Origin of the sequence: Allobosea sp. FBZP-16 (assembly GCF_002831785.1) — a bacterium.
GTDB lineage: Bacteria > Pseudomonadota > Alphaproteobacteria > Rhizobiales > Beijerinckiaceae > Allobosea > Allobosea lupini.
Map to the genome: position 1 here is coordinate 28,790 of NZ_LNCQ01000026.1, position 14,314 is coordinate 43,103.

Consider the following 14,314-nt stretch of genomic DNA (forward strand, 5'->3'; position numbering starts at 1 on the left):
TCCCGCCGGGATGAGGCGGGCTTGTCCAGTTCATGACAAATTCCCAACGCAGCTCGCGGTCTCTCCAACCGAGCGGGTCGGGCTGACCCGTCGGGCCAGCATCGATTCGGCAAACGCCTCAATCGGCAACGGCAAGAACGACGGGTTCGGTTCCAGCTCGCTCTCGCACCGCGATTGTCTGTCCGAGACGGTCAAAGAAGTTCGCACCGATGGGTGGCGCCGACACAGAACGTGGCAGCGCCAGCAGGTTCAGCGGCTGCGACAGGGTCTCGGTCACGATGGAGGCCGCCAGTACTGGCGACGCTTTCAAGTCGGAGATTGTCAGCGGCGTCAGCCAGGCGCTGAGCACGCGACGGGTCGCTCCATCCGCGGACATCTGCATCAGGGTGAGGACTGGCGATTGGCCACTGCTGAGGCGTGGCAGCACCGGCATTTCGCCGAGCGCCGGTCGAGGCGACAGAAACGTCGCCACGACATTGATCGACCACGGTTTCGGGACTGACCACCCCTCTTTCTCCAACGCGCTTTGCAGCGTGGCAGGCGACCCAGCCCATTGCAGAACGATCGGCTCTTTGGTGTCCCCCTCGAGGTCGATGCGATGTTGTGGTAAGGTCGCCCAAGTCGATGTTTCCCATTCCGCCTTGGTCGCCGCGACTTGCGGCATTGAACGCACATACCGTTGTTCGGCTGCCGGAAGCGTTCGATAAACGTGCAGCGAACCGACCACGAGGAACGCGCCACACATAGCCAGCCCGAGCCATGCGGGACGCGCCTGCGTCAGGTCGTCCTTCCGGAAGACAAGAGCGATGATCAGTGTCGTGCCGAGACCGAAAATTGTGCCGGCGAGGACGTCGGAAGGCCAGTGTGCTGCCAGATAGATGCGCGATGTTGCGATCAAGCCGACAGTGCCTGCAGCCAAGACAATGGGTAGCCAGCGCCATCGTCCCGGCAGGCCTCTCAGTGTAAGCCAGCCCACAAAACCGAAGAATGTCGTAGCGAAGGTCGCATGCCCGCTGGGGAAGCTATAAGCTTCCGCGCCGCTATACATCGCCAACGGCCGAGCGATCTGTATCGTTGACTTGAGGAGCGGCACAAAGGCGGCGGTCGCGATCAGCAGGATCGCCAGGCCACCAGCCAGGCGCCAACTGCGTCGCCAAGCTAGCCAAGTCAACGTGAGCACCGCCAGCGCCGCGATCACGACCCCGTCCCCGAAGCTTGTCACGACGATCATAATGCGGTCGCCGGCATCGATGCGCAGGCTCTGGATGAGATTGCTGATGGCTAGATCGGCGCGAGCGAGTTCGCCGCGAGCTACAACGTCCTCGACAAGATTGACGAAGCCGAGCAGCACGACTGCAAATCCGGCAACCAGCAACGCCACGGTTCGGTCGTCAGGAATATCGGGGTCCAGCAAGCGTCGAACGGTGTATGCGAACCCGCCGTTTCGGCCTCTGGCCCACGCGAGCAGGCGTTCCTGCCAAACGCTGAGCATAGGCAATACTCTCGACCAGGCCAGCCATGCCAACAGGACCGCGCCTGCAACGGCGAGGCCGACGACCACCAGAACAAGAAGGAGACGGCCGCTGGCATCGCCAAGGACCGCCATCGACGCTCCCAGCGCCGTTGCCGGGAGGACGTGGACGGGAGCCCAGACTAGCGCAGAGGACACATTGGCGGCGTAGAACCGGGCCACGGTCATTCCAGCCATCCCGGCCGAGATCGGCACGACGGCGCGGACACCAGGCAGGAATCGCGCGATGAAGACGCTCTTGCCGCCGTGGCTGTCGAAGTAGGCATCTCCCTTTGCTAGAAGGCCCGGATAGCGACTGAAAGGCCAAATGCGCACGATCCGGTGCTTGTAGTGATGCCCCATCCAATACGAGATGCCGTCACCAACGATTGCTCCGGAAATGGCCGCGATCAGGACCGGCCAGACAGAGAGGTGGCCTGCACCAACGATCGCTGCCGCAGCCAGGATGATGGCTGTCCCGGGAATGATCGCGCCGATCAACACGATCGCTTCCGAAAGGGCAGCGACGAACACGATGAAGGCGACGAGCCAGACGTTCTGGCCCGCGAAAGCCAGCAGAGGCTGGACATAACCGTTCACGAACGAGCTCATGCTTCAGCCTTCAGTGGAAAACGAATTTCGATCCGGAGTCCCGGGTTGTTGTCCTGCGCGGTCACGCTCGCTCCGTGGAGTTCGGCGATCGCGGCGACGAGGCTCAACCCGAGGCCGCTGCCGGTGGTAGTGCGACTCTGTTCCAGGCGATAGAACCGCCGGAAGATCCGCTCTCGCTCCGCGTCCGGAACGCCCGGGCCGTTGTCCCTGACCGTCAGTGTGACGTCGTCCTGGCACTTGGCCAAACCAACCAAGATTCGCGAGCCATCCGACGTATGGCGAATGGCGTTCTCGACGAGATTGACGATCAATTGCGTAAGCAGGTCACGGTCGCCCTCGATCCAGAGCGAGGGCTCTATCGTTGTCGAAATCGTTTGTCTGCGATCCTCGGCGACGGCAGCGTAGTCGCTTGTCAGCAATCTGGTCAGTTCCGATAAATCAACCGGGGAGAACCCCGCGCGGCGGGTGCCAGCTTCGATCTGGGCGATCCGGAGCAAAGCGGAGAATGTAGAGAGGATCTCGTCCACCTGCAGCGTCGCATTCAGGATGCCAGCGCGCATCTCATCGCTTGTGGCAGCGCCGCGCGCAGTCTCATCCAGATTCTGCTTCAAGCGCGAAAGCGGTGTGCGGAGGTCGTGGGCGATGTCGTTCGAGACCTGCTTGAGGCTGTCCATCAAGACGCCAAGCCGGTCGAGCATGCTGTTGAAGGCGCGGCCGAGCTGGTCGAAATCGTCGTTGCGTGTAGAAACCGGCACGCGGCTTGTTAGATCGCCGGCGACGATCGCCGCAGCGGTTCTGATCATCCCATCGAGACCGCGCAGGAAGCGCGCGCTAAGCCACAGTCCGCTTGCAAGTGCGAGGATAAGCGTCGCTCCGAGCGCCCAGGCAAAAGTCGAGAGGATGGCCTCCTGGACATCGTCTATCCAGTCGAGATCATTGGCTACGCCCAGACGGACTCCGCCCTCCAACGTGGTTGTCCGGAGATAGTAGGATGCGGACTCTCCATCAGAGGTCCAAGCCTCTTTGGAGGGCGAGATGGTCGACCAGCCGTCTTTTGGTGGAAGAGCCAACTTTCGTCCAACGACGATGCCCTTGTCGGCCGCAACCAGAGTGTATTCTAGGGCGTCGCGCTCTCGGGCGGTAAGACGAGCCGAGACAGATGCAATTAGATGCTCAAGTCCCTGCGAACGGTATTCCTGGGCAAGGGTCTCGACCTCTGCCTCGATCCGCTGCGCTGTCTGTTCCTCAAGAGCGGACCTAACCGTAACGTAGACGATCGCGCCGAGGATCCCAACGGACGCCATAAAAACGAAGGCGTAGAAAAGTGCGAATCGGAAGCTCGTCGTTCGCAAAAGCCTAGGCAGGGTCACGGATCAAATACCCCGAACCACGAACGGTTTCGATCAGTTCCTTGTCGAAGTCTCGATCGACCTTGGATCGCAGCCGGCTGACATGTGTCTCGACGATGTTGGTCCGGGGGTCGAAATGGTACTCCCAGACATGCTCTAGCAGCATGGTTCGGGTCACCAGTCTGCCTGCATTCTGCATCAGAAATTCAAGCAATCGGAACTCGCGCGGCTGCAGATCGATTTCCTTTCCGGCACGCGAGACCCTTCGCTTCAACAGATCCATTTCCAGATCGGCAACCCTCAGGACGGTTTGAATGTCGCTGATCGGCGGACGGCGCGCCAAGGCATTGATTCTCGCGACCAGCTCGGCGAATGCGAAGGGCTTGACGAGGTAGTCGTCACCGCCAGCCTGGAAGCCATCGACACGGTCATCTATGCCTGAAAGCGCCGTGAGAAACAGGACCGGTGTTCGCACGCCCGCCGCCCGGATCGTCTTGACGATTCCTAGACCATCGAGTCCGGGAAGCATGCGGTCGATGATCATGACGTCATAGGGCTCGCCGGCGGCCAACAACAAGCCGTTGCGGCCGGTCTCAGCGATATCGATCACATGCCCGAGCTCGGCCATGCCCTTCTGGATATAGGCCGCCGTCGTCTTGTCGTCTTCGATGACGAGAATCTTCATGATAGGGACGGTCCGTTTGAAGAGGTGGTCAAACTGTGCTCAGCCATTCTTGCTGAACATTTTTGGAAGAACGCGTTCGCCGATCACCTCATGCAAGACCGCCAATCCGGCATGCGCGATAAGGTACGCCCACATCAGGTTCGCGAAGAGCTTATGTGTCGAGATCAGCAATCTACCGGATTCCGGCGAAACCAAGCCCACTGCCGGCAAAATGCCCGTCAAGGCCATCAGCGTGACAGTCAACAATCCCAGTCCATGGATTGCGCTTGCAAGCGGTCTATCATCCGCTGCGGGCAAGCGCCGACGCCGAAGTTCGAGAGCGTGGAGGCGAAGATCGGTGATGACAGCCTTAACCCGGTCGCTGGAGAACCAGGGAAACAACGCGCCCAATTTCGTTTCTCCGTGCCGCACAATCGACCATATCCAAAATACACAGAGAATGCCAAAGGCGGCGTAGCCGCCATATTCGTGCAAAGTGAAGAATATATCAGCCGATCGACCGGGGCGTGGGCCTTCCATCAGCAGACTGACGGCAAGTTGGTGTACGACCGCGATCAGCAAAAAGGCATGCATGATCTTCGTAAATACGGAACGCCTACTCAAATCAGAGCTGAACATCGGCTGTTTATTAATCTGATTGTCTCGATCCGGCATGGTCGTTCTATCCTATCTTCATGGTAGTCAACGGCGCTCTCACAGCGTGTCTCTGCCCCGGGCAAAACAGCAACGCTATCGGGCATCCCGGCCCCGTCTGCGCCAGCCGATGAAGCTCATGCCGATCAGCAAGGGCAGGCCGAGTGCTACGGGCAGAACACGAGATGACTCCACCACCGGCTTGGAACGCACGACGAAATCGGCAAATGGGCTCGGCGTCAGCGACGACCCCTCTCGACTGACCGCGCTGATGACGACGCGGTAGTGACCCGACTGGATGAGGCGCATCGGCCATTGCGTGCTGATCGTCTCTCCGGGCTTGAGCGATGCGCGACTTATCGCCTTGTGCGCTGACCAGTCTTCCAGATCGATGGGCTGTTCCTTGCCCTGATCGATCTGGACAAGGCTGATCCAGGCGATCAGGCCGTCGATGGATTTGTCGCCGGTGTTGCGGATGACGGTGTTGAAAGCGAGCCGGTCTCCCATCTGTGGCGATGCGACGTTGGCTGTCGCCGGCGAAATCGCGATGCTGATCGTGCTGGTTTCCGCGACGGCCGGCAGTGCGCCTGTCGCGACCAGCAAGAGCCCTGCGAACAAAGCAGAGCATCGCTTTGAGGAACGCATGGTCATTGGAACCTCCTTCAGCGAACGAGACGGTTGGTCTGCCGAACCGCATAGGCGAGGGCAAAGAACAACCAAGCGAGGATAACTACGAGGTGGATGGACTGCGCCGCGACGCCGAGCGTATCGATGATCATGGCGTCGAGCGCGTTGACCGCATGCGAGAACGGGTTGACGGCGTCGAACCAGCGGCCGAGCGTCGACTGGCGCAGGCTCGGCCCGATCAGCAGGGGGCTGGCGGCGAGCAGCAGAACGACGAGCATGGTCATCATGGTGGTCCGCACATTGCCGAGCCGTGCGCCAAGCCCCATGGCGAACAGGCCGAATGTGAGCACGACGGGGGTGCCAAACAGCGCCAGGCCCAGGATCGAGCCCGCCAAATTCTGTCCCGTGCTGCCGACAGCCCAAAGGTAAGGCAGCGAAAGAAGGAACATCACGGCCCAAGCCACCATCTGCCCGCCGATCTTGCCGGCGAGGATGCCGCGCCGGGACACCGGCGCCAGCAGCAGGGGCGTCAGGCTTCCGCGCTCATGTTCGCCCGCAAAGGCGTCCGAACCGACGACGAGCGCCAACAACGCGCCCAGCGCAATGACGATGCCGGCCATGTCGTAGACGACCTGGGCATTGTCGAGCAGGCTGAGTTCGGTGCTGCCGACGAGCAGCAGCGAGAAGCCCGACAGAGCGCCGACCATGGCGAGGAGCCAGCCCCGTCCGCGAGGGCTGACTATGATCTCGCCAGCCTCCTTGCGAGCGATCAGACCGATGGCGTTCAAATTCCCGGGCGAGCGAAAGGGCGGGCTTTCGCTCGCCGCCTTGATGGTCGCGTGAACGGTCATGCCGCCCTCCTGTCGGTCAGATCGAGATAGAGATCCTCGAGGCCGCCGCCTTCGCGCGCGATCTCGGTCACGCGCCATCCGGCGGCGAGAATCTCGCTCCAGGCCGCCTCGGGAGGAACGGACGGGTCGACGGCGACGATCGTCCAATCGCCCTCCTGCGCGAGCACCATGACGTGGCCCTCGCGGTTGCCGGCCTTGGGCGAGACGCCGTCGAGACGCAGGCGGAAATGGCGATGACCGCGCCGCGTCCTGACCAACTCCGCGATCGCGCCCTCGGCAACGGTGCGACCCGCGACGATGATGCCGACGCGCGAACACAGACGTTCAACATCGTCGAGCAAATGCGTGCACAGCAGGATGCTGACGCCGTGATCGCGCGCCAGGCCAATTAGAATGTCGTGGATTTCTCGCCGTCCGCGGGGATCCAGGCCATTGGTCGGCTCGTCGAGGACGAGGACCTCCGGATTGGCGATCAGCGCGCGGGCCAGCCCGAGCCGCTGCCGCATCCCGCGCGAGAACTGCCCGATCGGCTGGCCTAGCTTGGGCTCTAGCCCAACCTGAGACAGGCGCTTCTGGATATCTGAAAGCGAGAGGCGCGCGCCATACAGGCCTGCATAGAAACTCAGGTAGTTTGAGGCCGTCATCCAGTCATAGAAGCCGTTGGGGTCCGGCAGGACCCCAACGCGTCGCCGAAGCTCGACGCCATCCTTGACCGGATCATGGCCGAGTACCCGGATGAGTCCGCTGGTTGCAGGCATCAAGCCCAGAGCGGCCGCGATCGAGGTGGTTTTGCCCGCGCCATTTGGCCCCAGCAAGCCGTAAATTTCGCCGGCCTTAACCGAAATCGAGACGTCATGCAGGATCTCGGTCGAACCGAGCGCCAGCTTGAGATGCTTGATGGTGATCGACATTGTGTTCTCCATCGCAATTACTCCCGGCCTGCTGGACGCATCACGGACATCGGCCGCTCGACCGTGATGGCTTGGGTCAACATGTCGAAATGGATCGCGTGGGTGCCGCGGCTCGTCTTGACGTCGATCGTGATCGTGGCGCGCCCCTGGCGCATTGCCCCATGGACCCGGATCGCACAGCCGCCCACCCGCTGCTCTGATTGGGCGATAAGCGCGCCCAGCGTGAGCCGTTTTGTCGTTTGCCGGGCAAGCGACGTCATCGACGACCGCCTGGTTTCAGACCGATGTAAGGATTTTTGGCGGTCAATCATCACGCGCTCCGATCGACTTTCTGGAGCGATCATCGCTTGGGGCACTATGGCGCGAGGTGGCGCTCGCTATACGGTTTTGTCGGAAATGTGGTCCATCAAAAAGAAGGCGGCCGGCGAGTTGTCTCGCCGGCCGCCTTCGGGGACAGGAAGTCGAGATTAGACCGCGCGCTGGAGCGATCAGGCCTCCGACTCGGCAGCGGCCCCGATCCTGTCGCTTTTGCTGAAGCTCAGATAGGCGACCACGCTCACGATCACGGCCAGAAAGATCAGGCTTGTTCCAACCGTTCCAAGGCCCAGCCCACCTGAAGCGATGGGCTTGGCGAGCAGATCGCCCGTCGAGGCGCCGAGCGGGCGGGTCAGGATATAGGCCAGCCAGAACGACAGGATCGCGTTCATCTTGAAGCGGTAGTGAAGCAGAGCGACAAATCCGATCATCGCTCCGAAGACGAGCGCAGCTGGTCCGTAGCCCAGGCCCATCGCTTCAGCCATCAGGTCACCGACCGAGGTTCCCATCGCAAAGGTGAAAAGAATTGCGGCCCAGTAGAACAGCTCTCGTTTGGTCGTCTGGATCGTGTGCACGGATAGGCTGTGCTCACTGCGCTGCCAAAACATGAAAACGGCAGAGAGGATCAAGGCGAAGCTGATCGATGTCACCGGAAGGCTGATGCCCATGCCATCGACGAGATTGTCGGACACCAGCGTGCCAACCACGCTGATCAGCACGACGACTAACCAGTAGACCGACGGGATGTAGCGCTTGGCTTTGAGCTGAAAGGCGAGTGCCGCGAGAAAGAGGCCTGCCATCACATAGGAGGTGACGGTCAGGCCGAGACCCAGTTTCGTCGCCAGCAGATCTGCAGCGGTTTCGCCGACGGTCGTCGCGAGGATCTTGATGATCCAAAAATAGGCCGTGATCTCGGGCACTTTGTTGAGCATCGTCATCGATCGATCGTCTTGAATGGGGGGCATGATCTGGCTCCTTCCGTTAACTCGTCGGGGCAGCGCGGCAGCAGCGGTTGTTTCACTGACCACGGTCAATCGCAGTCGCGATCGACCAGTTGACCCTGGCGGATGCGGCATCGACGCAAGGTGTCGCGCCCTATACGAATTCGTCGGAAACTGCCCAAACGAGAAAGCGACCGGTGCTGTCGCACCGGCCGCCCTCTCCGTCGCCCCACTATCCGGCGATCGCGCAACAACGCGATCAGCCGAATTCAGTCGTTGTCACCATCGTCGTCGTTGTCGGCGCTGGCCATGACCTGCTTGGTGATTTTGCCGGTCTGGGTGTCGATCAGCACCTTGTGCTGCAGGCCGTCCTTGACCACCTCGACCTCGAAGGCGACCACGCCTTTCTCGTCGTCGATGCCCGAGCCGGTCGCCTTGCCGCCCACCGCCTGCTCGGCGGTGGCGATGGCCTGCTGCATGGTGATCTTGGCATTCTGCATCACCTGCGCCTCGTTGGTTTCCTGGCCTTTGCTCTCCTTGGCGAAGGCCAGCCCTGCCGCTCCGAACGAGCCGAAGGCGATGGTGGCGGCCATGAGAGCCGGGATGATCTTGCGGGAATTCATTGTCTTCTCCTGGGTTGCTGCATCGGCTCGGCTTCAAGGCCGACCGTAAGACGGTTCTGACAGCATGCAGGATGGGGTGACTTGGACGGGCCTATACCGTTTGGCAATCTGAGCACCGGGATCGCCAAAAACCGTTCCCTCAGTCGGTCCGCCTCTGCTCAAGCAGCAGCGATAGCATTCGGTGCTGTTCTTGCTGTCCCGCGATCACGGCATCGACGCGGTCCATTCGCAGCGCATCTAGCTTCTCATGCAGGGCCATGATCTCGATCTCGGCCTTGAGGTTGACCTCGTAGTCGTGGGAAACCGCAAGCCGGTCCTTCTCCGCCTGGCGGTTCTGCGACATCATGATGACCGGCGCCTGGATGGCGGCGATCATCGAGAGCAGCAGGTTCAAGAAAATATATGGATAGGGATCGAACGCGTTCGTGGCCAGGATGATGCTGTTGAAGATCGCCCAGACAACGAGGAAGGCCCCAAACCCGATGATGAAGCCCCAGGAGCCGCCAATTTCGGCGACGCGATCCGATAGGCGTTCGCCGAAGGTCAACTGGGCAGAAAACTCCTGCTCCAGGTCGCGGCTGATATGCGCGCGCTTCGCAATCCGGTTGAGAACTTTCTGATCGCGTTCCGGTAAGGAGCCAGCACCCTGGTTCAGTAGCCGCTCGGCAAGCCGCTGCAGATCGGAATTCATGTCGATCTCCTTGATCGGGTTCATTTCGCTCGGTCGCCGCGTGGGCCGGTCATTGTTGATGGCTCGATGGAAAATTACGAAGATTTCAAGGCGCCTAGCCCGCGAAATCAAGAAACCGACATTGGGAATTATCAATCATAAGGACATCCGCCAGCGGTCGCGCGGGGGATATCGCTTCACTTGGTCGGTCCGACCAATTCTCGTGGAGCTTCGTACTCATGTCGATCAAGGCGTTTCCCATCGCCATCGCTGCTTCGGTGGCCGCAGTTGTAGCGGCTCACGCCGCCGATCTTCCAAGCCGAAAGGGCGCTCCAGTCGCTCCCGCTGCCTACAGTTCGCTGCCCTACAACTGGACTGGGCCGTACATTGGACTGGGAGGCGGTTACGACCGCACGCAAGGATCTGCTGTGGCGGGGCTTGGCGGCCGCAAGAACACGCGATCCCGCGGGGCTTTCGGCGGATATGCAGGATACAACGTTCAACTCGGGCCGATCGTTTACGGACTCGAGGCCAATGCGGCGCTCTTGTCCTCTGGATCAAAATCGAACGCTTTGGCTGGAGCGGCCAAGGTTCGCGAGCGCTATGATGGCTCGGTGCGAGCCCGCGCCGGTTACGCCATCGATCGATGGTTGGTCTACGGCACCGGCGGCTTCGCTTTTCGAGATCAGCAGATTACCGCACCCGGTCTGACAGCCAGGAGCAAGACGCAAACAGGGTGGATCGCCGGCGCAGGTGTCGAGCGGGCCTTGACCGACAATCTCGTCGCCAGGCTCGAATATACCCATGCGGACTACGGCAAGACGAAAGGGCTGGTTCCGGCGGGCCTTGGTCGAGGCAAATCGACCGACGACCGAGTGATGGCGGGCCTATCCTACAAATTCGGGATGTAGCTGCCGGTCAACCTCGTTAAACCAGTTGGACCACAATCTTGCTCGAAACGTTGAATCAAGGCCTGTTCCTGTCGATCAATGCCGGTCCGACCAGTTCGGCGGCCGCGCGCCTTGTGGGCGTAGCAGCCGCCGAATGGCTGTTCTGGCTGGTTCCAACAGTCCTCGTGATCGGCTGGATATTCGGTGGAAACCGGCTGCGCCACGCGTTGCTTGTCGCTGGTATAGCGGCGTTGGCAGGCCTCTTCCTCAACCAAGCTATAGGTTTGTTCTGGCCCCACCCGAGGCCGTTCGTGATTGGGCTCGGTCGGCAGTTAATTGCCCACCAACCCGATCCGTCGTTTCCAAGCGATCACCTGACGGTGGTTTGGGCGGTCGCATTCAGTCTCCTGGGAGCCTCGGGCACGGCGCGACGGCTAGGAGTAGCCGCCGCTCTGCTCGGCCTGATAATAGCTTGGGGACGCATCTTCGTCGGGGTGCATTTTCCATTCGACATGCTGGGAAGCGCAGCGGTCGGTGGTTTGATCAGCGTCATGGCCTGGATTATTGGCGGGGGTGTGGCAGTTCGAATCTTGCAACTTACTTCGAGAATTGAGCAATTTGTTCTTGCCCGCCTTCAAGCGGCGCTGCGGAAAACTCAACAACCCAATCACCAATCACAAACGTTATGAATATCGCTTAGCAATGGATATATAATGCGTGGAGAGCAGGAGTGAGCGACTTTTTTGCTGGTCAAGCATTTTGTTCGCGCCATGGTTGTTTGTCCCGGATGACGGCGTTGAGGATCGTGACGAGCTTTAGGGCGGTTGCGATGATGGCGACGAGCTTTGGCTTTCCGGCGGCACCGAGCTTGTCGCGGAAGGCCTTGAGGGTCGGGCCGGCCTGCAACAATCTGTAACAGAGCGAGGGTTGACGCCCGGCGATTTCAACTCGCTGGTCAGGCGCATCGCGCGCCTCACGTCATTCAACGGCGTCAATTGTCAGAAAGAACCAGACGATGCCCGAACAAAAAATCAGCTTCGAGGACGGGGCTGCGTACGAGCTTTTGATGGGAAAATGGAGCCAGCTTGTTGGTGACGTTTTCCTGGATTGGCTATCGCTGCCAAGCGGTCTGCGCTGGATCGACGTCGGCTGCGGCAACGGCGCCTTTACTCAACTCGTCGTTGATCGATTTGCGCCAGCTGAGGTTCAAGGGGTCGACCCCTCTTCTGGACAGCTTGTTTTTGCGCGTAAGCGATCTGCGGCGCGGCTGGCAAAATTTCAGCAAGGCGACGCGATGGCGTTGCCTTTCGATGATCATCGGTTTGATGCCGCCGTGATGGCGCTAGTGATATTCTTCGTTCCCGAGCCGGCCAAAGGTGTCGCCGAAATGGTGCGCGTCGTGCGCCCTGGCGGCTGGGTCTCGGCATATGCCTGGGACATCCCCGGCCGCGGCTTTCCGCTGGCAGCTATCCAGGACGAGATGCTGCCTTTCGGGATCGTTCCTATGCGCCCACCATATCCTGAGGTCTCTCGGATGGATGCCCTGCTTGAGCTGTGGGAAAGTGCCGGACTTGAGCATCTCGATTCTCGAGAAATCGTCGTGCAACGAGAGTTCGCCAGTTTCGAAGAATTCTGGACGATAGGATTAACCGGCGCCAGCATTGGCGAGCAAATCGCAAGCTTGACTAACATCGACGCAGAACTCCTAAAGGAGCGCGTGCGTCTGCGCCTGCCTGCGGATGCCCAAGGGCGCATTATTTATAGTGCGCGCGCCCATGCGATCGTGGGTCGCGTCCCAAAATAACTGGTGCGCGCTCATCACAAGAACTCGTGCGCGAATTGTAGACTAAATTTCGCCAAATTGATCTCATCGTTCTTGCCCATCTGTATCCCTGCCTTTGCGATCAGGAGCTTGGTCCTTACCAGCTCGAGTGCGCTGAGCTGCGGAGGCTAGTTCCCGCACCAACTGCTCGCGCCTCGTTTCCGGGTCCGGCATTTTTGCCACGAATTCCCGCACCTTCGTCGCCAGAGCCAGATCGCTCCCCTTCCCGGTCCGCTCGAGCTCCTTGGCGTGAGCCAAGTACTGAGCGCGGATCTTGGCCTGACGTTCGCGAGCCTTTGCCTCCCAGGGGCGTGCGCCGCCGACACCGGACTTCGCCGCCCGAACGACGTCGTCTCTTGCGCCCTTGTCGGTATCGGGAACGATGCCACGCCGGCGTAGCGCCACCACCGTCCCCTTGTCGTGTTTGCGTACCTTTCCCCTCGTCCGCCGCGGCGTCGCCTCGGCCGCGACGCCGCGCAAGCGTAGCTCGCCGGCGAACCGCTCTCGCCATGTCGCCAGATCGGCCTTTCGCGGGTTGAGGCGCTTGCCATTGTAGCCCTGCGAGCGAACCGTCAGATGCACATGTGGATGCTTGTCATCCAGATGCTGGACGAAGGCGTAGTCGTGGTTGGCCTCGAAAGTCTCGATCGCGAACGCCCGTACGGCATCCTTCACCGCGCTTGGATTGGTGCCCGGCGGCATCGAGAGAATGATGTTCACCGACACGCTGCCGTCGCGCCGGCGCTTATCGTCGAGCACGGCATCCTCCGTCCAGCGCGACTGAAGATCCTTGAGACCCTCCCTGCCCTGCATGAGCGAACCCTGCTCGGTCTCCGCCGTCAGCTCGCCATTGCGCATGATGTATTCGAGATGGGATTTGAGATGCCCGGCATCTTTCGTGCGCCCGGTGATCTTGACCATCACCTCCGGCGCGCGCCCGACGATCCGCTCGAGCCGCGCCCGCATCGCCGGTGTGACGCGCTGCGGCGCTACTGGATCGGGAATGTCGGCCTCGGTCACGCGCGGCCGGCGCACCGGCGTCCGCCAGACATAAGAGATCGGCGGCAGGTCATCGAGAAGCTCCTGGGCACCCTTCCCGCTCATCACCGGCCCTCCCAATAGGTGCTGGTCCGGTCCAAAACGCCTTTTAGTTCGCCCTGAAGCGCTTCCAGTGCGACGCGGGTTTCGTTCAACATCCTCCAGCTGTCGGCGCCTGGATCGAGCTCGCTACGGTTTGCTGCACGGGCGATCTGATTGATGTTGCCGCCAATCCGATTCAGCTCGCGCGCGATCGCCCGCAACGCCTCGCGCTCGCCGTCGGACTGCTGCGCCGGAGCACCAAGCCGCGACCGCACCAGCGACGTGATCCACTGCGTCCGCGTCATCCCGCGCGATGTCGCCATCTCGCCAAGCTGACGCAACTCGCTCTCCCGAAAGCGCACCGTCACCTTCTGCGGCGCCCCGACCGCGACAGGCGCGCGCTTAGATTCCGGCGCACCGACAGCGCCCTCGAGCAGCCGCCGAATGAGCGCCGACTTGCCGCCCTCCGTCGCCGCGAGCGCAGCGAATTGAAGCGCCAACTCATCCGAAACCCGCAGCGTCAGTGTCGGCATCAAAGCGCCCTCTCACGCCAGCCAAAACCAGCCACGCGCCGAAGCGCGTCGCCACGCCAAACTGGCGTAATAATTCGCTGGCGACAAGCCTATCCTGCACTAGAGACCCAACCAAGGACTCTCAACAATCCACCTCGGTTATTGTCGGTGCGCTCAATTCCGCGAACTGGGGCCGCCAACCGTGAACTGGCGCTCAGACCCGCGAACCCAGTTCACGGACTTCGAACCGCGGAAGACCGAGATGGGCCGAACGCGGATGTCG

At 61.1% G+C, this 14,314-nt stretch carries 16 protein-coding genes and 1 pseudogene; 3 read left to right on the forward strand and 14 right to left on the reverse strand.

What is annotated here, in order from left to right; genetic code table 11:
• Positions 1 to 118 precede the first annotated feature (118 nt).
• The 11 genes from CXY91_RS13930 to CXY91_RS13980 form a co-directional block, all read right to left on the reverse strand.
• Positions 119 to 2,122, reverse strand: coding sequence for a bifunctional DedA family/phosphatase PAP2 family protein (locus CXY91_RS13930; RefSeq protein WP_100961996.1), 2,004 nt, complete (start codon positions 2,120 to 2,122; stop codon positions 119 to 121).
• Positions 2,119 to 3,492, reverse strand: a complete 1,374-nt coding sequence (locus CXY91_RS13935; RefSeq protein ID WP_100961997.1) for a sensor histidine kinase — start codon at positions 3,490 to 3,492, stop codon at positions 2,119 to 2,121. The genes CXY91_RS13930 and CXY91_RS13935 overlap by 4 nt, the downstream gene beginning before the upstream one ends.
• Positions 3,479 to 4,156, reverse strand: a complete 678-nt coding sequence (locus CXY91_RS13940) for a winged helix-turn-helix domain-containing protein (protein WP_100961998.1) — start codon at positions 4,154 to 4,156, stop codon at positions 3,479 to 3,481. Before CXY91_RS13940 ends, CXY91_RS13935 begins: the two co-directional genes overlap by 14 nt.
• Positions 4,157 to 4,195: 39 nt before the next feature.
• A complete protein-coding gene (locus CXY91_RS13945) occupies positions 4,196 to 4,810 on the reverse strand; it encodes a cytochrome b/b6 domain-containing protein (protein WP_100961999.1) in 615 nt (204 codons plus the stop codon).
• A 75-nt stretch (positions 4,811 to 4,885) separates the two neighbouring features.
• Positions 4,886 to 5,440 carry a hypothetical protein gene (locus tag CXY91_RS13950; protein WP_199777440.1) on the reverse strand — a complete coding sequence of 185 codons (555 nt, stop codon included), beginning with the start codon at positions 5,438 to 5,440 and terminating at the stop codon, positions 4,886 to 4,888.
• Between the two features lie 11 nt (positions 5,441 to 5,451).
• On the reverse strand, positions 5,452 to 6,267 hold the full coding sequence (locus CXY91_RS13955; RefSeq protein ID WP_199777441.1) for an ABC transporter permease: 816 nt from the start codon (positions 6,265 to 6,267) through the stop codon (positions 5,452 to 5,454).
• Positions 6,264 to 7,178 (reverse strand): ABC transporter ATP-binding protein, encoded by a 915-nt coding sequence (locus tag CXY91_RS13960; RefSeq protein WP_100962000.1) that lies wholly within the window; start codon positions 7,176 to 7,178, stop codon positions 6,264 to 6,266. The genes CXY91_RS13955 and CXY91_RS13960 overlap by 4 nt, the downstream gene beginning before the upstream one ends.
• 17 nt (positions 7,179 to 7,195) lie before the next feature.
• Positions 7,196 to 7,438: a hypothetical protein gene (locus CXY91_RS13965; protein ID WP_100962001.1), complete on the reverse strand. Its 243-nt coding sequence runs from the start codon at positions 7,436 to 7,438 to the stop codon at positions 7,196 to 7,198.
• A 228-nt stretch (positions 7,439 to 7,666) separates the two neighbouring features.
• Entirely contained in the window at positions 7,667 to 8,431 is a 765-nt protein-coding gene (locus CXY91_RS13970) for a COG4705 family protein (protein WP_349236593.1), read from the reverse strand.
• Between the two features lie 272 nt (positions 8,432 to 8,703).
• On the reverse strand, positions 8,704 to 9,057 hold the full coding sequence (locus tag CXY91_RS13975) for a PepSY domain-containing protein (RefSeq protein WP_100962003.1): 354 nt from the start codon (positions 9,055 to 9,057) through the stop codon (positions 8,704 to 8,706).
• A gap of 139 nt (positions 9,058 to 9,196) precedes the next feature.
• Entirely contained in the window at positions 9,197 to 9,772 is a 576-nt protein-coding gene (locus tag CXY91_RS13980; RefSeq protein ID WP_248307488.1) for a DUF1003 domain-containing protein, read from the reverse strand.
• A gap of 194 nt (positions 9,773 to 9,966) precedes the next feature.
• Here CXY91_RS13980 and CXY91_RS13985 point away from each other — a divergent pair, with 194 nt between their 5' ends.
• Complete coding sequence (locus CXY91_RS13985) at positions 9,967 to 10,638, forward strand: outer membrane protein (protein WP_100962004.1); 672 nt, start codon at positions 9,967 to 9,969, stop codon at positions 10,636 to 10,638.
• Positions 10,639 to 10,676: 38 nt separating this feature from the next.
• On the forward strand, positions 10,677 to 11,306 hold the full coding sequence (locus CXY91_RS13990; RefSeq protein ID WP_158673402.1) for an undecaprenyl-diphosphatase: 630 nt from the start codon (positions 10,677 to 10,679) through the stop codon (positions 11,304 to 11,306).
• Between the two features lie 61 nt (positions 11,307 to 11,367).
• Here CXY91_RS13990 and CXY91_RS13995 read toward each other — a convergent pair.
• A pseudogene (locus CXY91_RS13995) lies at positions 11,368 to 11,505 on the reverse strand (IS110 family transposase); the annotation flags it as partial.
• A 127-nt stretch (positions 11,506 to 11,632) separates the two neighbouring features.
• Here CXY91_RS13995 and CXY91_RS14000 point away from each other — a divergent pair.
• Positions 11,633 to 12,421: a class I SAM-dependent methyltransferase gene (locus tag CXY91_RS14000; RefSeq protein WP_100962006.1), complete on the forward strand. Its 789-nt coding sequence runs from the start codon at positions 11,633 to 11,635 to the stop codon at positions 12,419 to 12,421.
• Between the two features lie 63 nt (positions 12,422 to 12,484).
• Here the strand turns inward: CXY91_RS14000 and CXY91_RS14005 are convergent, their stop codons facing one another.
• Positions 12,485 to 13,543: a relaxase/mobilization nuclease domain-containing protein gene (locus CXY91_RS14005; protein ID WP_100962007.1), complete on the reverse strand. Its 1,059-nt coding sequence runs from the start codon at positions 13,541 to 13,543 to the stop codon at positions 12,485 to 12,487.
• The gene (locus CXY91_RS14010; RefSeq protein WP_100962008.1) at positions 13,543 to 14,052 is read right to left on the reverse strand and encodes a plasmid mobilization protein; all 510 of its coding nucleotides are present in this window, start codon (positions 14,050 to 14,052) and stop codon (positions 13,543 to 13,545) included. The genes CXY91_RS14005 and CXY91_RS14010 overlap by 1 nt, the downstream gene beginning before the upstream one ends.
• Positions 14,053 to 14,314: the final 262 nt, after the last annotated feature.

What these genes read in the sequence shown, in the direction of transcription:
- CXY91_RS13930 (WP_100961996.1), bottom strand. Translation starts at nt 2,122, where the DNA reads ATGAGCTCGTTCGTGAACGGTTATGTCCAGCCTCTGCTGGCTTTCGCG.
- CXY91_RS13940 (WP_100961998.1), bottom strand. Translation starts at nt 4,156, where the DNA reads ATGAAGATTCTCGTCATCGAAGACGACAAGACGACGGCGGCCTATATC.
- CXY91_RS13945 (WP_100961999.1), bottom strand. Translation starts at nt 4,810, where the DNA reads ATGCCGGATCGAGACAATCAGATTAATAAACAGCCGATGTTCAGCTCT.
- CXY91_RS13950 (WP_199777440.1), bottom strand. Translation starts at nt 5,440, where the DNA reads ATGACCATGCGTTCCTCAAAGCGATGCTCTGCTTTGTTCGCAGGGCTC.
- CXY91_RS13955 (WP_199777441.1), bottom strand. Translation starts at nt 6,267, where the DNA reads ATGACCGTTCACGCGACCATCAAGGCGGCGAGCGAAAGCCCGCCCTTT.
- CXY91_RS13960 (WP_100962000.1), bottom strand. Translation starts at nt 7,178, where the DNA reads ATGTCGATCACCATCAAGCATCTCAAGCTGGCGCTCGGTTCGACCGAG.
- CXY91_RS13965 (WP_100962001.1), bottom strand. Translation starts at nt 7,438, where the DNA reads ATGACGTCGCTTGCCCGGCAAACGACAAAACGGCTCACGCTGGGCGCG.
- CXY91_RS13970 (WP_349236593.1), bottom strand. Translation starts at nt 8,431, where the DNA reads ATGACGATGCTCAACAAAGTGCCCGAGATCACGGCCTATTTTTGGATC.
- CXY91_RS13975 (WP_100962003.1), bottom strand. Translation starts at nt 9,057, where the DNA reads ATGAATTCCCGCAAGATCATCCCGGCTCTCATGGCCGCCACCATCGCC.
- CXY91_RS13980 (WP_248307488.1), bottom strand. Translation starts at nt 9,772, where the DNA reads ATGAACCCGATCAAGGAGATCGACATGAATTCCGATCTGCAGCGGCTT.
- CXY91_RS13985 (WP_100962004.1), top strand. Translation starts at nt 9,967, where the DNA reads ATGTCGATCAAGGCGTTTCCCATCGCCATCGCTGCTTCGGTGGCCGCA.
- CXY91_RS14000 (WP_100962006.1), top strand. Translation starts at nt 11,633, where the DNA reads ATGCCCGAACAAAAAATCAGCTTCGAGGACGGGGCTGCGTACGAGCTT.
- CXY91_RS14005 (WP_100962007.1), bottom strand. Translation starts at nt 13,543, where the DNA reads ATGAGCGGGAAGGGTGCCCAGGAGCTTCTCGATGACCTGCCGCCGATC.
- CXY91_RS14010 (WP_100962008.1), bottom strand. Translation starts at nt 14,052, where the DNA reads ATGCCGACACTGACGCTGCGGGTTTCGGATGAGTTGGCGCTTCAATTC.